General features: G+C 49.7%; 18 protein-coding genes. 13 read left to right on the forward strand and 5 right to left on the reverse strand.

Going from position 1 to position 17,900, the window contains the following annotated elements; all coding sequences use genetic code 11:
• The first annotated feature begins 81 nt into the window (after positions 1 to 81).
• Positions 82 to 1,320: a beta-ketoacyl-ACP synthase II gene (gene fabF, locus BM200_RS11130; protein WP_091185070.1), complete on the forward strand. Its 1,239-nt coding sequence runs from the start codon at positions 82 to 84 to the stop codon at positions 1,318 to 1,320.
• Here the strand turns inward: fabF and BM200_RS11135 are convergent.
• The 3 genes from BM200_RS11135 to BM200_RS30005 form a co-directional block, all read right to left on the reverse strand.
• Positions 1,264 to 2,130, reverse strand: coding sequence for a WYL domain-containing protein (locus BM200_RS11135; RefSeq protein ID WP_091185072.1), 867 nt, complete (start codon positions 2,128 to 2,130; stop codon positions 1,264 to 1,266). The two genes, fabF and BM200_RS11135, sit on opposite strands and share 57 nt — an antisense overlap.
• The gene (locus tag BM200_RS11140; RefSeq protein WP_091185074.1) at positions 2,081 to 3,433 is read right to left on the reverse strand and encodes a helix-turn-helix transcriptional regulator; all 1,353 of its coding nucleotides are present in this window, start codon (positions 3,431 to 3,433) and stop codon (positions 2,081 to 2,083) included. The genes BM200_RS11135 and BM200_RS11140 overlap by 50 nt, the downstream gene beginning before the upstream one ends.
• Before the next feature lie 536 nt (positions 3,434 to 3,969).
• Positions 3,970 to 4,125 carry a hypothetical protein gene (locus BM200_RS30005; protein WP_175532833.1) on the reverse strand — a complete coding sequence of 52 codons (156 nt, stop codon included), beginning with the start codon at positions 4,123 to 4,125 and terminating at the stop codon, positions 3,970 to 3,972.
• A gap of 75 nt (positions 4,126 to 4,200) precedes the next feature.
• Between BM200_RS30005 and BM200_RS11145 the strand changes: the two genes are divergently transcribed.
• From BM200_RS11145 to BM200_RS11170, 7 genes are all read left to right on the forward strand, one after another.
• Positions 4,201 to 5,319, forward strand: a complete 1,119-nt coding sequence (locus BM200_RS11145) for a slipin family protein (protein WP_091185077.1) — start codon at positions 4,201 to 4,203, stop codon at positions 5,317 to 5,319.
• Positions 5,320 to 5,333: 14 nt separating this feature from the next.
• Complete coding sequence (locus BM200_RS11150) at positions 5,334 to 6,131, forward strand: nucleotidyltransferase domain-containing protein (RefSeq protein WP_091185079.1); 798 nt, start codon at positions 5,334 to 5,336, stop codon at positions 6,129 to 6,131.
• A gap of 26 nt (positions 6,132 to 6,157) precedes the next feature.
• Positions 6,158 to 7,837 carry a GAF domain-containing sensor histidine kinase gene (locus BM200_RS11155; protein ID WP_091185081.1) on the forward strand — a complete coding sequence of 560 codons (1,680 nt, stop codon included), beginning with the start codon at positions 6,158 to 6,160 and terminating at the stop codon, positions 7,835 to 7,837.
• On the forward strand, positions 7,834 to 8,511 hold the full coding sequence (locus tag BM200_RS11160; protein WP_091185083.1) for a response regulator: 678 nt from the start codon (positions 7,834 to 7,836) through the stop codon (positions 8,509 to 8,511). The genes BM200_RS11155 and BM200_RS11160 overlap by 4 nt, the downstream gene beginning before the upstream one ends.
• A 141-nt stretch (positions 8,512 to 8,652) precedes the next feature.
• On the forward strand, positions 8,653 to 9,276 hold the full coding sequence (locus BM200_RS11165; RefSeq protein ID WP_091185085.1) for an FMN-dependent NADH-azoreductase: 624 nt from the start codon (positions 8,653 to 8,655) through the stop codon (positions 9,274 to 9,276).
• 168 nt (positions 9,277 to 9,444) lie between these two features.
• The gene (locus BM200_RS30010) at positions 9,445 to 9,606 is read left to right on the forward strand and encodes a hypothetical protein (protein ID WP_175532834.1); all 162 of its coding nucleotides are present in this window, start codon (positions 9,445 to 9,447) and stop codon (positions 9,604 to 9,606) included.
• A 135-nt stretch (positions 9,607 to 9,741) separates the two neighbouring features.
• On the forward strand, positions 9,742 to 10,485 hold the full coding sequence (locus tag BM200_RS11170) for a peptidoglycan recognition protein family protein (RefSeq protein WP_091185087.1): 744 nt from the start codon (positions 9,742 to 9,744) through the stop codon (positions 10,483 to 10,485).
• Positions 10,486 to 10,563: 78 nt separating this feature from the next.
• Here BM200_RS11170 and BM200_RS11175 read toward each other — a convergent pair whose 3' ends face one another.
• Both BM200_RS11175 and BM200_RS11180 read right to left on the reverse strand, forming a co-directional pair.
• The gene (locus BM200_RS11175; protein ID WP_091185090.1) at positions 10,564 to 11,457 is read right to left on the reverse strand and encodes a DNA-primase RepB domain-containing protein; all 894 of its coding nucleotides are present in this window, start codon (positions 11,455 to 11,457) and stop codon (positions 10,564 to 10,566) included.
• A 165-nt stretch (positions 11,458 to 11,622) separates the two neighbouring features.
• Positions 11,623 to 12,036 (reverse strand): CHRD domain-containing protein, encoded by a 414-nt coding sequence (locus BM200_RS11180; RefSeq protein WP_091185092.1) that lies wholly within the window; start codon positions 12,034 to 12,036, stop codon positions 11,623 to 11,625.
• A gap of 332 nt (positions 12,037 to 12,368) precedes the next feature.
• On the opposite strand from BM200_RS11180, the gene BM200_RS11185 reads away from it, so the two are divergent.
• From BM200_RS11185 to BM200_RS11205, 5 genes are all read left to right on the forward strand, one after another.
• Positions 12,369 to 13,526: a Gfo/Idh/MocA family protein gene (locus BM200_RS11185; protein ID WP_091185095.1), complete on the forward strand. Its 1,158-nt coding sequence runs from the start codon at positions 12,369 to 12,371 to the stop codon at positions 13,524 to 13,526.
• A gap of 14 nt (positions 13,527 to 13,540) precedes the next feature.
• Positions 13,541 to 14,614 (forward strand): Gfo/Idh/MocA family protein, encoded by a 1,074-nt coding sequence (locus BM200_RS11190; protein WP_091185098.1) that lies wholly within the window; start codon positions 13,541 to 13,543, stop codon positions 14,612 to 14,614.
• Positions 14,615 to 14,646: 32 nt separating this feature from the next.
• On the forward strand, positions 14,647 to 15,510 hold the full coding sequence (locus tag BM200_RS11195) for a sugar phosphate isomerase/epimerase family protein (RefSeq protein WP_091185100.1): 864 nt from the start codon (positions 14,647 to 14,649) through the stop codon (positions 15,508 to 15,510).
• A gap of 1 nt (position 15,511) precedes the next feature.
• Positions 15,512 to 16,333, forward strand: a complete 822-nt coding sequence (locus BM200_RS11200; RefSeq protein ID WP_091185104.1) for an AraC family transcriptional regulator — start codon at positions 15,512 to 15,514, stop codon at positions 16,331 to 16,333.
• Between the two features lie 395 nt (positions 16,334 to 16,728).
• Positions 16,729 to 17,814 (forward strand): L-dopachrome tautomerase-related protein, encoded by a 1,086-nt coding sequence (locus BM200_RS11205; protein WP_091185107.1) that lies wholly within the window; start codon positions 16,729 to 16,731, stop codon positions 17,812 to 17,814.
• The last annotated feature ends 86 nt before the right edge of the window (positions 17,815 to 17,900 follow it).

A 17,900-nucleotide genomic window follows, 5' to 3' on the forward strand; every position in this document is an offset into this window, starting at 1 on the left:
AATGCTTACGAGGTAAGAATCATCACAAACAGCGAGAATCGCGCTATTTGTGTGATCATTCTTTTAAGGAGTGTTAAACCTATGGAACGTGTAGTTATTACGGGAATGGGCGTTATCTCGCCGCTAGGGAAAACGGTTGATGAGTTATGGAGCCGCATGAAGCGGGGCGAGTCGGGAATTTCGCGGATAGATGCTTTTGATACAGAAAGGCTGAAAACAAAAATAGCAGGGACGGTTGCTGATTTCGATCCGGAAGGATTGTTTGGCCGCAAAGAAGCAAGAAAGATGGACCGTTTCGTGCAATTTGCCGTTGCCGCCGCCGATCAGGCGATTGCACATGCAGGCCTCAAGCTGGATGAGATGGACCGGGACCGCATTGGGGTCTATGTCGGCTCGGGGATTGGCGGATTAAGCACCTTAATGGAGCAGGACGAAATCTTGCGCACACGCGGACCTGAACGCGTAAGTCCGATGCTGGTGCCGATGATGATTGCCAATATGGCTGCAGCTTCAATTAGTATCAGGTACCAATTAACGGGTCCAACCTTGGCGCCGGTTACAGCCTGCTCAATCGGCAATACCGCGATTGGTGAAGCGATGAGGCTCATTCGGCTTGGTGTGGCGGATGTGGTTATTGCGGGAGGGGCAGAGGCAACGGTAAACGAGCTGTCGCTTGCAAGCTTTGGCAATGCGCAGGCTATATCTTCCCGGAATGAGGATCCGACGAAAGCAAGCCGGCCGTTTGATCAGGGCCGAGACGGTTTTGTGATGTCGGAGGGAGCGGGTATTGTTGTGCTAGAGTCACTTGCTCATGCGAAGAAACGGCAGGCGGAAATTTTTGGCGAGGTGGTTGGTTACGGGGCAAGCTCCGATGCTTATCACATTGTTGCGACACATCCGGAAGGGACAGGGGCGTACACGGCCATGCGGACTGCCCTTGCAGATGCGGGAATTCAACCTTCCGATGTGGATATCATCAGCGCGCATGCGACAAGCACGGGACTTGGGGACCGCTCGGAGGGCCAGGCGATCAGCCGGTTATTCGGCGAAGAGGCCAGCCGTATTGCGGTTACGGCAAATAAGTCGATGCTGGGTCATATGTTAGGAGCGGCAGGCGGCGTTGAGGCGATTGCCCTCATTCAGAGTCTGCGCGAAGGAATCGTGCCGCCGACCATTAACCTTGAGCAGCTTGATCCGGAATGCGGTTTGGTTAATGTTCCAACAACAGCACAATCCGCTCTGCTGAACATCGGTTTATCCAATTCATTCGGCTTCGGCGGACATAACGCCGTTATTGTGCTGAGACGGTTCGAGGGCTGAAGCATCGCCGTAACGGGCTAATGATTTATGCGCTGCTTCACGCAGCCGATACTTCATATAGGGATGGTCGGCAACGCGGACGCGCAGGCCGAGGAACCGAAGCTTTGACAGCACATATTCCGTCTCGTCGCCCAGAAAAGTCAGCTTGATCGTATAAGTATCAGATAGCTCATCGTAATGTACCTGCTTGTCAAAACAGGAGAAAGCATACAATATCCGGGACAGCTCTCTGTTATAAGCCGGAATAATCTCAATCATGGCGTGCTGCATGCGCTTATCCCGTTGTCTGGCCAGCGCGTCTGCCGCCTGATTGAAAAACTCCTCGCTTACCGGCATTTCTTCAACACTGCTGATACTGCGCAATCTGGTCGACATCAGTGAGCGGGTTCTCCGGTTGTACCAGAGCAAATACCACTCTCTCTTCACCATGGAGTATTCCAGCTTGTAAGGAACACCGGCCTGGCGGGGGAGCAGATGACCGTCTTTACGGAAATAGTGGAGCTGCATGCCCGATTTCTTCACAATCATCTGTCTTAACGTCCGGAGCATGGGATGATACAGGGAAGACGTGGTGCTCGCGGCTTTTTCTATAATGATGGTCCGGAAATTACCGGTATGGGGCTGTTCATCCGATCCGCTGAGGCTTTGCTGAAGCTTATGCAGGGTATCTGCTTCGATCGCAGCGACAGCATCCGGATGCTCCAGCATCATCAGCAGCCAGCGGCGTTCCTGTGCGGTAACGGCAAGGGCACCATGCTCATCAAGCTGTGCCATCATCCGGTAATTGAATATTTTTTCGAACAGGTTCATAGTAAGCCGCAAGCTCCTTCCATTCTTTAATAAACTCCCGCCTTAATGCCGCGGGCTCAAGTACCTCACAGCTGGATCCAAAGCTGCGAAGCCAAGGCTTGATCTCCTGCGTGCCGTTTACCGTAATCTCGAACAGGAATGAAACGTCATCCTCCTCCGTAATGACACCCCACTGTCCTTGCAGCAGCACCCGGTCTTTAATGAAGTTTCGTTTTGCCCCATCCGGGTTGAAAAATCTTACTTTCACCTCAACCGGTCTGCCCATATCAACGAGCCAGCTGTACCTTGTATTCCGCTCAAGCGAAGCGAGCTTTGTCATGTACTCGTCTTCCGTCACAAATCCGCTTTCCTCCAGCTGCGTAATGCCTTCCATTCGGAAAATCGCTACACCGGATCGTCCTGCGCTATAGCCAAGCAGATACCAGCGTCCATATTGATGGTCGTAAGCGATCTTCAGCGGCAGCATCTCGGCAAGTCTGCCTTCCGACTCTTTGGTGAACATCGGATTTGTATTTTTGGACTGATAGCTCTGGTTGGATTTGGGCGTGAAGTAGTGGAAGCTCAGCTTCCGTCTGGCCTCAATCGCCTGCATGATCGTATAGAGATGCGCTTCGTCCAGAATGCGCGAATGATAGTGGTACTTATATAAGAACAGATCACTTGCCCCGTCCGGCAGCTGCCGGCGCTTCATCGCTTTTTTAAGACTGTCCCTCAATAGATAACCCTGGACGGAAGGGACCTGCGTGTTGGCCATCACATCTACAAAAGCATACAGGTCCGATAATTCTTCGTCGGAGAGCATGGTTACGAAATCATTGTGCGCGGTATATTTCTGCGGTCTTCCGCCCGGAAGCCGCCTGATAACGCCTGCCTGCTCCAAATATTTGAGATCGGAGCGGATTGTTTTCTCATCTGGCAGAGCCAGCTCTCCCGGCATTCCTTCGCTGCAAAGCTCGAGAAGCTCCATTGAAGTAAGCGACTGCTCCTGCAGGGAAGCGATGAGGAGGGATAAGCGGTAGCTCTCAGATTCCTTGAGTGATTTGGAACGGAAAAGGAAGAGCAGAAGAGGGTCTGCCGATTCGTAATAACTGGTTCGCAGCATGTCTGCCATTGCTTTATTTTGTTCATCAGCTGTCTGCTGCTGGACGGTTCCGGCAATGTCCTTTAAGCGCCGGATCGTCTTGTCGAAGGTATGTACAGAGATGCCGAGCCGGTCGGCGAACTGCTGACGGTTATAAGCGCCGCTGGTCAGCACCAGCATTCGCAGAAACTGGATTTCTTTATCAAAGCTTTCTTTTGCCACGGTTCATGAGGCCCCTTTCAACCGGAAGAGGTAGTTACCTCTATTGTAACAAGGGCTGGCGAAACGGGATACGCTTTGGAGGGACTTTCTCCAGGGAAAGTTAGTTAGAGTGTTCCGAAGTAACTCGTCTAATCCTGGTCTCTGCCGCAATGTACGTTGGATTCACTACAGTAACTTCGAGGCGATTTGCTGCTTGCGTTCCTCTACGCTGGATTTCATCCAACCTAATCATGCTTTTTGGTATTCGCCATACTTCCACCATGTTCCTGAAACCGAGCATCGATTTTAATGAGGTTGTAAAGCAAACGGCCGGGCCGAACCGGGCGGGGATGTCGATGATCATCCCGCAGTACCCGTGCAGTCTCTGTACGCGGTATGCTGTCGGACTTGGTACGTACTTTACTCAATTATTGCGGAGGTTCGAATCCTCCATCGTCCTTGGGAGACGATTCTGGTAGAGCGATGACTCGACTTTTAATCGAGATCAATCAAACTCAAAGCGAACATGTTGTTTTGGAGAAAATGCTCAGCAGGCTCTAACAGCTGCACCATACGCCGAGGCTCTGCAGTCCGCGGATACCGGACGGAAGATAACTGCATCCAGGGCTGCTGCCAAACGTACCGCAGGCAGGCTCAAGCAAGACGGTCTGCTGCGCTGCCGGAGGAGTCAGCCGGTCGAGCAGGGATGCCATTCTTAAGCGGAACTCCGCTTCGGGTTCGGGAGCATTTTCGCCAATCAACGCAAAATCAAAGGAGGTTATACACCTATGACGACATATATAAACAAAATTACGATTCAAAACGATCAGCGTGGACTGCTGTTTAAGGACGGAAGCTACGTAAGGCTGCTTGGTCCGGGCAAACACCGCTTTCCCTATTTCTCGAAAATGACGGTAACGGTAATGGATGTAACCAAGCCGTTTGTCGTGCCTGGCAAGGAGCTTGCATTGTTCCTGCATGATGACGGACTGCTTGAGGAGCTTCACATCATTGACGTTGCCGATGACGAATATGTGCTTCATTACGAAGACGGCAGAAGCAGCGGCCTTCTGAAGGCAGGCAAGTACGCCTACTGGAAGTCGGCGATCAAGCATGCTTTCACTCGCCTGAATACCCGGAATATCGAGCTCCCAGCATCCTTAAATGCCGCAGATCTGTTGAAGCTGAATGCGTTCTACAGCACCCATGAGGTGGCGGGTCATGAGAAAGGCTTCCTGTTCTATGATAATGTGCTGCAGAGGGAGCTTGGTCCGGGCAAATACCGGTTCTGGCGTACGCCGGTTTCGGTTGCGGTACAAACGGTGGATATGCGCCGCCAGCAGCTGGATCTGACCGGACAGGAAATGATGACGGAGGATAAAGTGACCCTTCGCTTAAATTTTGTCAGCCAATACGTCATGAAGGATCCGCTCAAAGCGATGGAGATCAGGGGCTTCGAAGAACAGCTGTACATTCAGCTTCAATTAATCCTGCGGGAATATGTAGGGACGATGAAGCTGGATGAGCTGCTGCGCACGAAACAGGAGATTGGCGCTTTTGTGCTGGAGAGGCTGGCGGTAAGAAGCGGGGAATACGGAGTTGCGTTTCTTAGCGCGGGCGTGAAGGACATCATCCTGCCCGGTGAAGTGAAGGACATTATGAATACCGTACTTCTTGCGGAGAAAAAAGCACAAGCTAATCTCATTACGCGCCGCGAGGAAACGGCATCCACGAGAAGCCTTCTGAATACGGCGAAGCTGATGGATGAGAATGCCACGCTGTACCGCTTGAAGGAGCTCGAGTTCCTGGAAAAAATATGCGATAACGTCGGAAGCGTTTCGCTCACGGGCGGGGGCAATCTGGTTGAGCAGTTAAATCAGCTGCTTGGCGGCAAACGTTCGGGTTAGGGGGGAGCAGTGTTATGGATGAGCATTACCGGTTAAAAATCGAGGCCGAGCTCGCACGTATCGAGGAGGAAGACAATATCCGCATCCTGTACGCCTGCGAGTCCGGCTCCCGCGCTTGGGGTTTCCCGTCGAAGGACAGCGACTACGACGTCCGCTTCCTTTATGTACGGCCGGTGGAATGTTATTTGTCGATCAGGGAACGAAGGGATGTAATCGAACGTCCCATCAGCGGGATGCTGGATATAAACGGCTGGGATCTGCGTAAGGCATTAGCCCTGTTCAGCAAATCGAACCCGCCACTTCTGGAATGGCTGCAATCGCCGATCAGGTACATGGAGCCTTATACGACAGCCGAACGAATCCGAAGCTTTTCCACCGCAACCTTTTCGCCAAAGTCCTGTATGTTCCATTATCTCCATATGGCGAAGGGCAATTACCGGGAATATTTGCAGGGCGATACGGTCCGAGTGAAAAAGTACTTCTATGTACTTCGTCCGCTGCTGGCCTGCAGCTGGATTGAGAAATATAATGAAATGCCGCCTATGCTGTTCGAGGAGCTTGTAGAGGATTTAATCCCGGGTGACAGCGAGCTTTATGACATTATTCAACGTCTTCTCCTCAGAAAACGTGCAGGCGAAGAGCTGAGTATGGAGCCGCGTATCCAGCAGCTTAACGACTATCTGGAGGGCCAAATCCTTTATTTCGAGCAGGCTGCAAAAGGCTTGGACACAGCAGAAGGTCTCACTGATGAACAGCTGGATAAGCTGTTTCGGGATGCCCTGCTGGAGGCATGGGGAAAAGTAAGTGTATAATGGTGGTAGAAGAGGAGGGGTGCCGGATGCCAAGAGAAATTCGGGTCAGCGAGCTTGCCGCGCTTAAGGAAATTGCAGAAATGCTGAACACAACCAATGATATGGATCAGATGTTAAACGACGTGCTGGTAAAGCTGCTGGAAGTGACCGATTTTACGACCGGCTGGATATTCTTAATTGATGACGATGTGCCGGGAAATACTTGCGCGGCCCATCACAACCTGCCTCCTGCCTTAACCGCCGGCAACTATGCGCTTATGTGCGGGGAAGACTGCTGGTGCGTAGAGCGTTACCGGCAGAATAAGCTTACCCATGCTGTTAATATTATTGAATGCAAGCGAATTACGTATGCAGTAACCCATCAGCTGGGCAGCACAGAAGGGATCACTCATCATGCTACGGTACCGCTTAAAGCCGGCAAAGACCGGTTTGGTCTGCTGAACGTGGCACAGGCGGGCAAGGAAAAGTTCACCGAGGAGGAGCTTGCTCTGCTGCAGGCTATCGCGCTCCAGATCGGAACGGCCATTAATCGGATTCGCTTGTATCAGACACAGGAACGGAATGCGGTGCTGTATGCAAAGCTCGGAGATGTGATCCAGCGGATTAACGGTGTGCAGGATATCAATCAGCTGCCGATCAAGGCAGTGCAATATATTGGAGACGCCTTCGGCTGGCCGAATGTCTCCTTATTTATGTTTGACGGGCAGCAGCTCTCTCTGCGCGCCTTATATTCGAACGGGCAGGTCACGAAAGAATGGCAGTCACTTGCTGTTGATCAAGCAGGCCCGATCGGCGCAGCCCTCCTAGATAATCGGTTTGTCATTGAATCCTCCTGCATGGAGGGTAACATGCTGGAATCGGTTGGCATTCCGCCGTACCGATCGGCAGCCGCCATTCCGCTTCGGGTGCGCAACCGCACGATTGGCGTCATGTTTATAAGCAGTCCGGATCAGCGGCAGTTCGATGACCTCAATGAGGATTTTATGTATTCGCTGGGAGATCATTTTACGTTATGCGTAGAAAACCTGCGCATTTATGAGCACCGGAGCGAGCTTACGCGAATGGAGGAACGGAACAGGATGGCGCGCGACTTGCATGATTCCGTTGTTCAAAAGGTATTCTCCTTATCCTTCCTCGCGAAAGGCGCGGAAAATGTGCTTGCCGGGCGTGACCCTGTCGTTCAGCGGTCGCTGCATGAAATCCAACAGCTGTCGCAGGAGGCGCTGAAGGAGATGCGCACATTGATCTGGCAGCTGCATCCGGCAGGTCTCGAGAATGGACTGCTGCCAGCGCTTAAGCAATACGGGCTGGGACTTAATTTGGCTATTTTTGATCGGACAGACGGGGTTAAGGAGCTCCCGCGCGCGATTGAAGAAGCATTCTGGAGAATTGGCCAGGAGGCTTTAAATAATGTTAGGAAGCATTCCGGGACGGAGACTGCTTATATTCGGCTGATCAAGCAGCAGGATGGGGCAGCGGTTCTGGAGGTCAGGGACGAAGGGTCTGGCTTTCAGGTTGACCGAAAAAAAGGCCGTCAGACGATGGGGATGCGATCGATGCGGGAGCGGGCTGAGGCGCTTGGCGGTTCATTAACGATTACAAGCGGACGGGGAAAACCGACTATTGTCAGAGCGATTATTCCGCTTGAATCGGTTCAGTCGCATTGTGAGGAAGAGAAGGGAAGCAGCGGTGATTACTTATTATGAAAATCAAAATTTTGCTTGTAGACGATCATCAAATTGTATTGAAAGGGATATCGTTCTTTCTGTCGATGCAGCCGGATTTTGAATTAGTCGGAGAGGCGCAAAACGGACGGGAGGCGGTGGACAAGGCGGGCGAGCTGCAGCCGGACATCGTCTTGATGGATTTGAATATGCCGGTTATGGACGGGATTGAGGCGAGCGCCCTGATTAAGGAGCAGCATCCGCATATCAAGGTGCTGGTGCTGACCAGCTTTTCCGATCAAAGCCATATTGTACCCGCTTTGCATACCGGCGCAATCGGCTATATGTTGAAGGATGTGGAGCCGGATCAGCTCGCCGAAGCGATTAGAAGCGCTTATAAGGGGAATATCCAGCTTCATCCGGATATATCACGGGCGCTGCTCAGCCGTATGGAACCGGAACTGAATGTTGAGCCGGTCAGACTGCAACCGAATAAGGATAAGGCGCTTGACGTTTTGACGCCAAGGGAGCTTGAAGTATTGGAGCTGCTGACGAAGGGGTTGAGCAACAAGGATATTGCCCAGACGCTTATTGTCGCGGAAAAGACAGTAAAGACGCATGTCAGCAGCATTCTCAGCAAGCTGGATTTTACCGATCGTACGCAGGCCGCGCTGTTTGCGGCACCCCTCTTTCAGAATAAAGGACAGATGGCATAAATCGTCTCAGCCTAAAGTCGTAAGACCGGTCTTGCTCTATTTTTCCGCCTAATTGCCGATGATGGCGAATGTAAAACTCTATAAGATAAAGGTAGTTACAAAAAGTTAACTACACATTATTTTATGGAGGGAATTAATAAGATGAGTACTGTACTGTTCGTAAAAGCAAATGACCGTGGAGATATCGCTGTCAGCGTTAAGCTGTATGACGCTTTTCTCGCTAGCTATAAAGCAACTCACCCGCAAGATACTGTAATTGAGCTGGACCTGTTCAAAGAGGAACTGCCTTACCTGAATGCAAACCTGATCAACGGCGGCTTCAAAGCAGCTCAAGGCCTTGAGCTGACTGCGGAAGAGCAAACAGCTGTAAGCATTGCAGACAAATACCTGAATCAATTTATCGCTGCGGATAAAGTGGTATTTGGCTTCCCGCTTTGGAACTTCACAATTCCAGCTGTTCTGCACACTTACATTGACTACTTGAACCGTGCAGGCAAAACATTCAAATATACGGCTAACGGCCCGGTTGGTCTTCAAGGCGACAAAAAAGTTGCTCTCTTGAACGCTCGCGGCGGCGTATATTCCGAAGGTCCTTACGCTGCAGCTGAGATGTCCCTTAACTATGTGAAGAACATCATGGGCTTCTTCGGCGTAACGAACTTCGAAACAGTTATCGTTGAAGGCCATAACCAGTTCAGCGACAAAGCCGAATCCATTATTGCTGAAGGCGTAGCGAAAGCTGAGAAGGTTGCCGTTAGCTTCTAATATCAGTTTTCATAAATAAGTGTAAAATCCCACATTTTTTCCTCAAACGAGGTAAAATGTGGGATTTTTATCTCTTTATACGACAAATTTTGACAAGTCTCCGGTGCGGAAGTACAATAATATAGGACTTTTGATACAGCTAGATGCTAGTGACGGAGAGGGTAGCGGATGGACAAACAGTTTTTTGCGGAGATGAGAAAGATCAGTCACGAGGACGAGCTTAGATCTAAGCTGCTGCTGCATGGCGTCAAACGGATTCTGGAGGAAAAGCAGGAGAAGCGGAAAAAGGGCTTGCTTGGTTTTCTGAGAAGAAAAGACAACAACCTATAAGAAAGTACATACATATACAGTCAGGTGATTTCACCTGGCTGATTTTTTTATACCCCAGCACACAAACCTTTTATGCATCTTCATAGTATGAATATAACTATAGACAGGAGATAAGCTGTAAAGGAAGTGAGGCGTATGTTCGAGACGGTTCAAGTCGATATGATTCCGGCCGGGCGGGCTAATCGTCCCGGAGCTCCGCTAGACGGGCCTTATTTTATTACCATTCATGATACGGCTAATCCGGGTAGAGGCGCAAATGCCCTCATGCATGCCAAGTATTTGAAAGGCGATGCGGCGGCAGCACTGCCCGTATCCTGGCATTTTACCGTTGACGATACGCGGGTTGTGCAGCATTTGCCGGTGACAGAGCATGGCTGGCATGCCGGTGACGGAAGCAAGGGACAGGGCAATCTAAGCTCAATTGGCATCGAGATCTGCGAGAATGAGGATGGCAACCGCACGGATGCAGAAGCGCGGGCCGCGCGGCTCGTTGGCGATCTTCTGTATAAGCTGAAGCTTCCGATCGAAGCGGTTGTCCAGCACAACCATTGGAGCGGGAAAAACTGTCCGCATATTATCCGGGCGCGCAAGAACGGCTGGGAAGTTTTTCTTGATCAGGTGCAGACTCAGCTGAACGAACATTTAGGGGAGGTAGATGTACCGATGACAGAAGCGGAAAGGAAGCAATTCGAAGCGTTGGCTGCCCGAGTAGCGGAGCTGGAAGAGCAGCATAACATGAAGGTTCCGACATGGGCGCAGCCTGCTGTAGACCGGGCGATTGCGCTTGGACTTATCGAAGCCCCGGCAGACGGCAGCTCCCGTGACTTTTTCAGAATTTTGACGATCATGTACAGGCGGGGGTTACTAAACGATAAATAATGGCAGTCCGGGTGTTGAGCCCGCACGAAAACCCCTGGACGCTTGCGGCCAGGGGTTTTTACTGCCTTAACTATTTCCTCATGAAACACGTCGAACCCGGCGCTTTTGCCTGAGCTTCGCTGTGACTAAAGGTTTTAATTCCAGCAATTCAATAAGCTCCTCTTGCGTGAACGGCTTTTCCCTGCCCCATTGTTTAACCTTGACCATATAGGGGCTGCCGGGATTCTTCATATGGTAGAACCCGGGTATACGCATAACTCTCGATAGGTTTGTGATCATCGGATCGGAATTGAAGGTTTGGGCTAATGCTTTTTGAATGGGAACGAATTTGCTTATGTCTCCGCCTTGCAAGACCCAATAGATATGATAACCGTTTTTCGTTTCGACGATCATCGTATCCTTGATGCGGTCTCCATGCTTGTTTATAAATTGTTTTTTTAGCGTCGCTACTCGCTGTAGTGTCCGTTGAGCTAAAAGGCGATAGTGGCCGTTTTTATTTTGGGTGATAGTAATGGATTGAAGCCGCTCTGAAGGGTCGGAGAGAATGGAGTCGATCTTCTGCTGAGCCTGCTCTTTCGTTTTGCAAAGCGCCGAAATTTTGTTCAAATCAACATCGATGAACTGTGCTCTGATGGCTTTGAACGGACTATCTTTCGTCGTTTCCCGGCTGTTAATCTCCATAAAAACGGCATAGCCTTTTTTATTTAGCCACAGTGCATTTACAGGCTTGTTTCTCCTTGAAAAAAGCTTGATCTGGGGAACCAGTCTCTCCAAGGAATGAAAAGGCTTATGCAAGGTAATTGCGGGAAGCTCGGTAGCAACGCTAAAGCCCCGGTTTTTGCCTTTAGCGTCATTGATTAATAAGAAATGCAATTGATCGCTTGGCTTGCAGCCAAGTTTTTCAATAAACCGGTAGGCATGACTGGAATATAGCTGCACAGGTTTGAAAACTTTCGCTCGGCTTTGCGTCATTAACCACATCTCCTTGTAAGCTCGCGTAATCTGGGAGGTTCGTATCTAAACAATCATATTCTGACAAGATGTTATTCGTGTAAAATGACGTACCCATTTTTCCGTATTTCTTCCCTGGCATGACAAAAGCCAGCCGCATGCGGCCGGCTTTTAGCATTTAGTTAATCATGGACGATTTTTCTTGAAAACTTGGCCGCGAATTTCCCCGTCCGGATTTTGAATGGTGTGCACATTGATGTAGGCGTTGCCTCTTTCGAATTCACGGATAAGATCGCCGATCGTTTTTCCGCTTAGAGGACCTTCCAGATCGCTGCCGGTCAAAGTTCCCCGGATAATGCCGCGTTTAACGGAAATGCCGAATTTCGACGGGCCGAACAGAAAGGCGACTACAGGACCGTTTACGCCTGCTTGTCCAAGATGAATGTGGGCTGCTGTCACTTTTTTAATGTTTCGGACAACAAGTTTGAAAGACAACTGGTTGCCGCTGCCGCTCAGCTGAAAAACGGCAAATCCTGTAGCATTGGTTCGTACGGGAGGGACTTCGTTTCTACCATTCAAAATAGCTTTAAACCTCTTCATAGCTTTTCACTCCTCTTCATTAATACAATAGTTTATTGCCAGCGGGAGAGGATGGCTTGTTCGACTGCCTAAAAATGATGAAAGGTTTGCTTTTATATTATTTTGCTTGCGATAAGGGCAGCCGAAAAAGAGCCGGGTGAGCACGGATCCCCATGCCATCCGGCTCTCCGCCTCACAACAACCACAGTTAAATACAAAAATCACCCTCCGAGAACAACCACAGTTAAATGAAGCCCGTTATTGGCTCATTAGAATCAAGCGCTTTCACAACTCTACGTGCTAGAATGAAGAAAGAGATTCCTTATTTCATCAAGCATGGAGAGGGTGTAATCATGGTACGTATCGGTATCGTTGGTTTAGGAAATATGGGAACGGGGCATGCCCGTTATTTGATTACAGGAGGCGTCAAAGGCGCTGAACTGACAGCAGTATCCGACGTTCGTCCGGAGCGTTTGGCAGAGGTAAAGGCAGAGTGGGGCCACCATATTCAAGGTTTTCTCAGCCCGCAGAAAATGTTCGAATCCGGTACAGTTGACGGTGTTATTATTTGTACGCCGCATTACGATCACCCGGAGCAGGCGATTGCGGCACTAAACGCGGGACTGCATGTATTGATTGAGAAACCAGCTGGTGTCTATACGCGCGCGGTACGCGAGATGAACGAAGCGGCGGCGAAGAGCGAAAAAGTATTCGGCATTATGTACAATCAGCGCACGAATCCGCTTTATGCAAAGCTCAAAGAACTGATTGCTTCCGGCGAGCTGGGCGAAGTGCGCCGCACGAACTGGATTATTACGGACTGGTACCGCTCGCAAAGCTACTATAACTCCGGCGGCTGGCGCGCAACCTGGGCCGGCGAAGGCGGCGGCGTTCTGATTAACCAGGATCCGCATCAGCTGGATCTGTGGCAGTGGACAACGGGTCTTATGCCCAAACGCGTCCGAGCATTCTGCCAATTCGGCAAGCACCGCGATATTGAAGTGGAAAATGACGTTACCGCTTATGTGGAATACGAGAACGGAGCTACCGGCGTATTTGTCACTTCGACCTTTGAATCCCCGGGTACAAACCGATTTGAGATTTCGGGCGACCGCGGCAAAATCGTGATCGAGGACAACAAGCTGACCTTCCATCGTCTGCGTGTATCGGAGTCCGAATTTAATGAGACCTACACAGGCGGCTTTGGCCAGCCGGAATGCTGGAAGTTCGAAATTCCGATCAGCGGCGGCGGAGGCAGCCATCAGGAAATTACGCAAAACTGGGCCGATGCAATCAATAAAGGAACGCCGCTTATCGCACCGGGTGAAGAAGGCATCAAGGGCCTCATGATCTCGAACGCGATGCTGCTGTCCACTTGGACGGATAACTGGGTTGATCTGCCGATCGATGAAGATTTGTTCTATGACAAGCTTCAAGAGCAAATCGCCAAATCCGACTCGAAGAAAAATGCGAACGAATACCATACGCTGGATGTTTCCGGCACGCACTAATCAGGAGGTGAAATATGTCTTCAGCTAATGGAATGAATTATGCGCCGCAGGGGAAGCCGCGTCCGGTTGCCGGGCAAGGGGATTTCGTCTTCGCCGCCATGTCTCTTGACCATGGTCATATTTACGGAATGTGCAACGGCCTGCGCGAAGCGGGCGGCACTTTGAAATGGGTTTACGATCCGGATCCTGCCAAGATAGAGGTTTTCTGCCGGGCCTATCCGGAAGTGCGTGTCGCGCTTTCCCAGGAACAAATTCTTCAGGATAATGAAGTGCAGCTGGTAGCTGCAGCAGCGGTAACGAATGAGCGCGGGCCGCTTGGCGTGAAAGTGATGAAGCACGGCAAGCATTATTTCACGGATAAAGCGCCGTTCACGACGCTGGATCAATTGGCCGATGCCAAGAAGACGGCGGCAGAGACCGGCAAAAAATATTCGGTTTATTACAGCGAGCGTCTTCATGTGGAAAGCGCGGAATTCGCGGGGCAGCTTGTTAAAGACGGCGCGATCGGGCGCGTCCTGCAGGTCATTGGATTAGGCCCACACCGCCTTAATGCGCACATGCGCCCGGAATGGTTTTTCGAGAAGGAAAAATACGGCGGGATCTTGTGCGACATCGGCAGCCATCAGATCGAGCAGTTCCTGTATTATACTGGCGCGAAGGATGCTAAGGTTCAGAGCAGCAAGGTAGCCAACTATAATAACAAGCAGTATCCGGAGCTTGAGGATTATGGGGATGCTACCCTTATCGGCGATAACGGTGCAACTAACTACTTCCGCGTCGACTGGTTTACGCCGGATGGCTTGTCAACCTGGGGTGACGGCAGAACGATGATTCTGGGCACCAACGGCTATATTGAGCTGCGCAAATACGTGGACATCGCCAGAAGCAAGACGGGAGATCATCTGTTCCTGGTGAACGGCGAAGGCGAACATAAGATTGAAGTGAAGGACCAGGTTGGCTTCCCTTACTTTGGAGCCCTCATTCTTGATATATTAAACGGAACGGATCTTGCCATGCCGCAGGAGCATACATTCAAAGCAGCCGAGTTATGCCTTGAAGCGCAAAGACAGGCTGTACGGATCGAATAGAACAACTATAAGCGAAAGAAGGTTTCTGAACCATGAAGCTGTCTATTTTTACAGTAGCAACACCAGAGCTTTCCCCGGAACAGTTAGTTAGCGTTGCACGCGAAGCCGGCATCGACGGCATTGAATGGCGGTATAAGGAAGCTCCTGAAAATGCATCGGAGCAAAAGCCGTCCTTCTGGGGAAATAACCTGTGCACATTGCTGCCTTCCGGCGGCGAAGAAATGGCAGACCGTTTCCGTGAAGCAGCGGCTTCGCAGGGCTTAAGCTCGATAAGCGTAACGCCTTACTTGACGGCTGGCGATTTGGATGCAACGGAGGATGTGCTCCGCAAAGCTAAACGTGTAGGGGCACAATTTATCCGCCTCGGCGTTCCCGGTTATGACCGTTCCCGTCCCTTCGGTGAACTGTTCACTTTGACACGCCAATATTTGAAGGATGCAGAGGGTCTATGCCGCAAGTACGGCATTAAAGGTCTGGTGGAGACGCATCATCAGACCATTGCTCCAAGCGCATCGGCAGCTTACCGCCTTGTGGAAGGACTTGATCCTTCCTTCATCGGCGTCTTGTTTGATCCGGGCAACATGGTGCATGAAGGCTTCGAGAACTACCGGATGGGCATGGAGATACTTGGCCCTTATCTCGCTCATGTCCATGTGAAGAATGCAGGCTTTGTAACGGACGGAACAGCCGAAGACGGCAGCGTGCGCTGGAAGTCGGAGTGGAGCGGAATTAAGGAAGGCATTGTGCCTTGGAAGCAGGTCATTGCGGATCTGAAAGCGGTTGGCTATGACGGTTATCTCGGCGTTGAGGATTTCAGCGGTCAATTCCCTGAAACCCAGCAAATGTTGAAGCATTTTGTTGCGTACATGCGCGAGCTGCTGCAAGCCGAGGCCTAATATGCTGGATTTGCATTACTGGTCAGACCAACCGATGGAGCCGTTTTTTCACTCCCATATGTTCTACGAGGTTTACTATTTCCATAGCGGCAAATGCAATTATCTGATTGGCGACCAGATTTATGAGCTTGCTCCAGGTGATTTGATCATTATGTATGGGATGACCCTGCACTGCGCCAAGACGGATCCATCGGTCGAATATATCCGTTCGATTATCCATTTCGAGCCCACTTCGCTGCAGCCTTACATCGAGTTGCCGCATGCCCAGAATATACTGCAGCCGTTCCAGCAACTGAACAATTACCGGCTGCGTCTGCGCGGAGAGGATAAAGCGGAAGTCGAACGGATCCTGGCCAGGATGCATGAGTATCAGAAACGCCGCGATACAATTGGCGACAACCGGCTCAGGCTTGCTTTTGTTGATTTGCTGTATATGATTCTTGATCATTGCGAGCAGCCGCTGCTTAACCGGAACAGGCAGGAATACAGCTCTGAGAAGGAAGCTACGGTGCAGCGCATTATTTCGGTGCTGGAGGAGAATTATACGGATGACCTTAATATGGAGCTGCTTGAGGAGCGGCTGCATTTAAGCAAATCCTATCTCTCCAAGCTGTTTAAGGAAGTGACCGGTGTCACGATCTTTCATTATATTTATACAAGAAGGATCAATGAAGCGAAGATTCTGTTCCTTATGCAGCCCGAGTTGTCGGTGACGGAGGTATGCTTCCGTCTTGGCTTCAAGCACCTGGCTCATTTCAGCAGACTGTTCAAGCAGTATGCCGGCATGCCGCCGGAGCAATTCCGCAAACGAGAGCACACGTAAGTAAGAGAACTAAAAAGGTACGATTCTGGTGAAGCGTCAGCGTTCGATTTTGTAGAATTATGGTAATTTAGAGAGGCTTTGCAAGGATTCTCCTTCTTTACGATACAAGTAAAGTCAGGTCGATTAGACGCTAACAGATGATGTTTTTCGAACTTACGCCATTACTCTCCGCATGGGCAATTGGCTAGCGGGGACGTTCGTAGGAACAGGAACGGAGATTCAGAAGGCTTCGGTTTGTACCGAAGCTTTTTTGTTTTTGTTATGTTTTGAACATTTCATAAGTTATAAAATTTGAAAACGAAAACAAACATTAAAAGTTAAGCGCCAGGCATCAGAAAAAGTTTTACACATATATAGGTAATATCCAGTATGTCGGGGAGGATATCAAAAACCCTATGTTACCTATTGAAAAATATTTCGGTAAGTTAGAACTCGTCTATTCATTTTATGGGGCTATGCCTACAGGCGTTAGTGTATCAGAAACCGGGCGTATCTTCGTTTGCTTTCCGAAATGGGGAGATGACGTTAGATTTACGGTAGCGGAAATTGTTGAGGGTCAGTTGCAGCCTTATCCTAATTTAGAAACGAATTTGTTAAACCCTTTGAATATCACTATGTCCTTCATCAGTGTCCAAAGCGTATTTGCTGATGGAAGGGGAACCCTGTGGGTACTGGATACGGCTGCACCAAATTTTTCTGAACCTATTAAAGGAGGGGCAAAACTAGTCGCTATAGATCTAAATACAAATACAATAAGAAAAGTATATACGTTTGCAGAAGATGCAGTTTTGCCGACAACGTATCTGAATGATGTACGATTTGATTTTCGAGTTGGTAAATCAGGTTTTGCCTATATAACGGATTCTTCTTCAAAAGGTCCAGGCGCTATTATAGTCGTAAATTTAGAAAATGGAAATGCGTTTAGACGGTTAAATGGAGCAAATTCAACATCACCCGATCCGTATTTTTTACCAAAAGTGGAAGGTAAAATTTTGATGAATCGAAACACAGATGGTTCGACATCTCCCTTTCGATTGGCCTCTGACGGTATAGCGATTTCCCCTGATGGAAAAATTATATTTTTTTGTCCATTAACCAGTCGTCATCTATACTCGATCTCAACAGAAGCCCTGAGAGACAGTACGATACCGGATTTCAATTTACGTTATCATGTGCAGTATTGGGGAGAAAAAGGTGCGTCTGACGGAATGATCACCGATGCAAAAGGAAACGTTTACGCCGGAGACTATGAAAACGATAGTATTCGAAAGATATTGCCGAATGGAATAATGGAAACCATCGCACATGATCCGAGAATTTTATGGCCGGATACTTTTTCTATTGGTCCGGATCGATACTTATATGTTATTGTAAACCAACTACATCGGCAGGCAAGATTTCATTATGGAAAAGACCTGCGACAAAAACCTTATAGTTTACTTCGTATAAAAATTGATGAATTACCTGCTCCTACCTTTTGATATTCACTTTACAAAATTTGATTCTACTAACGGGGAACGTTAGTTGAGAATAACAAAATGGCAGCTGATCCAGATGATCAGTTGCC

Origin of the sequence: Paenibacillus catalpae (assembly GCF_900112695.1) — a bacterium.
GTDB lineage: Bacteria > Bacillota > Bacilli > Paenibacillales > Paenibacillaceae > Pristimantibacillus > Pristimantibacillus catalpae.

Excerpts from the sequence above, each read along its gene's own strand:
- BM200_RS11190 (WP_091185098.1), top strand. The coding sequence starts at position 13,541 with ATGTCTTCAGCTAATGGAATGAATTATGCGCCGCAGGGGAAGCCGCGT.
- BM200_RS11195 (WP_091185100.1), top strand. The coding sequence starts at position 14,647 with ATGAAGCTGTCTATTTTTACAGTAGCAACACCAGAGCTTTCCCCGGAA.
- fabF (WP_091185070.1), top strand. The coding sequence starts at position 82 with ATGGAACGTGTAGTTATTACGGGAATGGGCGTTATCTCGCCGCTAGGG.
- BM200_RS11180 (WP_091185092.1), bottom strand. The coding sequence starts at position 12,036 with ATGAAGAGGTTTAAAGCTATTTTGAATGGTAGAAACGAAGTCCCTCCC.
- BM200_RS30005 (WP_175532833.1), bottom strand. The coding sequence starts at position 4,125 with ATGGCATCCCTGCTCGACCGGCTGACTCCTCCGGCAGCGCAGCAGACC.
- BM200_RS11150 (WP_091185079.1), top strand. The coding sequence starts at position 5,334 with ATGGATGAGCATTACCGGTTAAAAATCGAGGCCGAGCTCGCACGTATC.
- BM200_RS11160 (WP_091185083.1), top strand. The coding sequence starts at position 7,834 with ATGAAAATCAAAATTTTGCTTGTAGACGATCATCAAATTGTATTGAAA.
- BM200_RS11170 (WP_091185087.1), top strand. The coding sequence starts at position 9,742 with ATGTTCGAGACGGTTCAAGTCGATATGATTCCGGCCGGGCGGGCTAAT.
- BM200_RS11135 (WP_091185072.1), bottom strand. The coding sequence starts at position 2,130 with ATGAACCTGTTCGAAAAAATATTCAATTACCGGATGATGGCACAGCTT.
- BM200_RS30010 (WP_175532834.1), top strand. The coding sequence starts at position 9,445 with ATGGACAAACAGTTTTTTGCGGAGATGAGAAAGATCAGTCACGAGGAC.
- BM200_RS11145 (WP_091185077.1), top strand. The coding sequence starts at position 4,201 with ATGACGACATATATAAACAAAATTACGATTCAAAACGATCAGCGTGGA.
- BM200_RS11175 (WP_091185090.1), bottom strand. The coding sequence starts at position 11,457 with ATGACGCAAAGCCGAGCGAAAGTTTTCAAACCTGTGCAGCTATATTCC.
- BM200_RS11200 (WP_091185104.1), top strand. The coding sequence starts at position 15,512 with ATGCTGGATTTGCATTACTGGTCAGACCAACCGATGGAGCCGTTTTTT.
- BM200_RS11205 (WP_091185107.1), top strand. The coding sequence starts at position 16,729 with ATGTTACCTATTGAAAAATATTTCGGTAAGTTAGAACTCGTCTATTCA.
- BM200_RS11185 (WP_091185095.1), top strand. The coding sequence starts at position 12,369 with ATGGTACGTATCGGTATCGTTGGTTTAGGAAATATGGGAACGGGGCAT.
- BM200_RS11165 (WP_091185085.1), top strand. The coding sequence starts at position 8,653 with ATGAGTACTGTACTGTTCGTAAAAGCAAATGACCGTGGAGATATCGCT.
- BM200_RS11155 (WP_091185081.1), top strand. The coding sequence starts at position 6,158 with ATGCCAAGAGAAATTCGGGTCAGCGAGCTTGCCGCGCTTAAGGAAATT.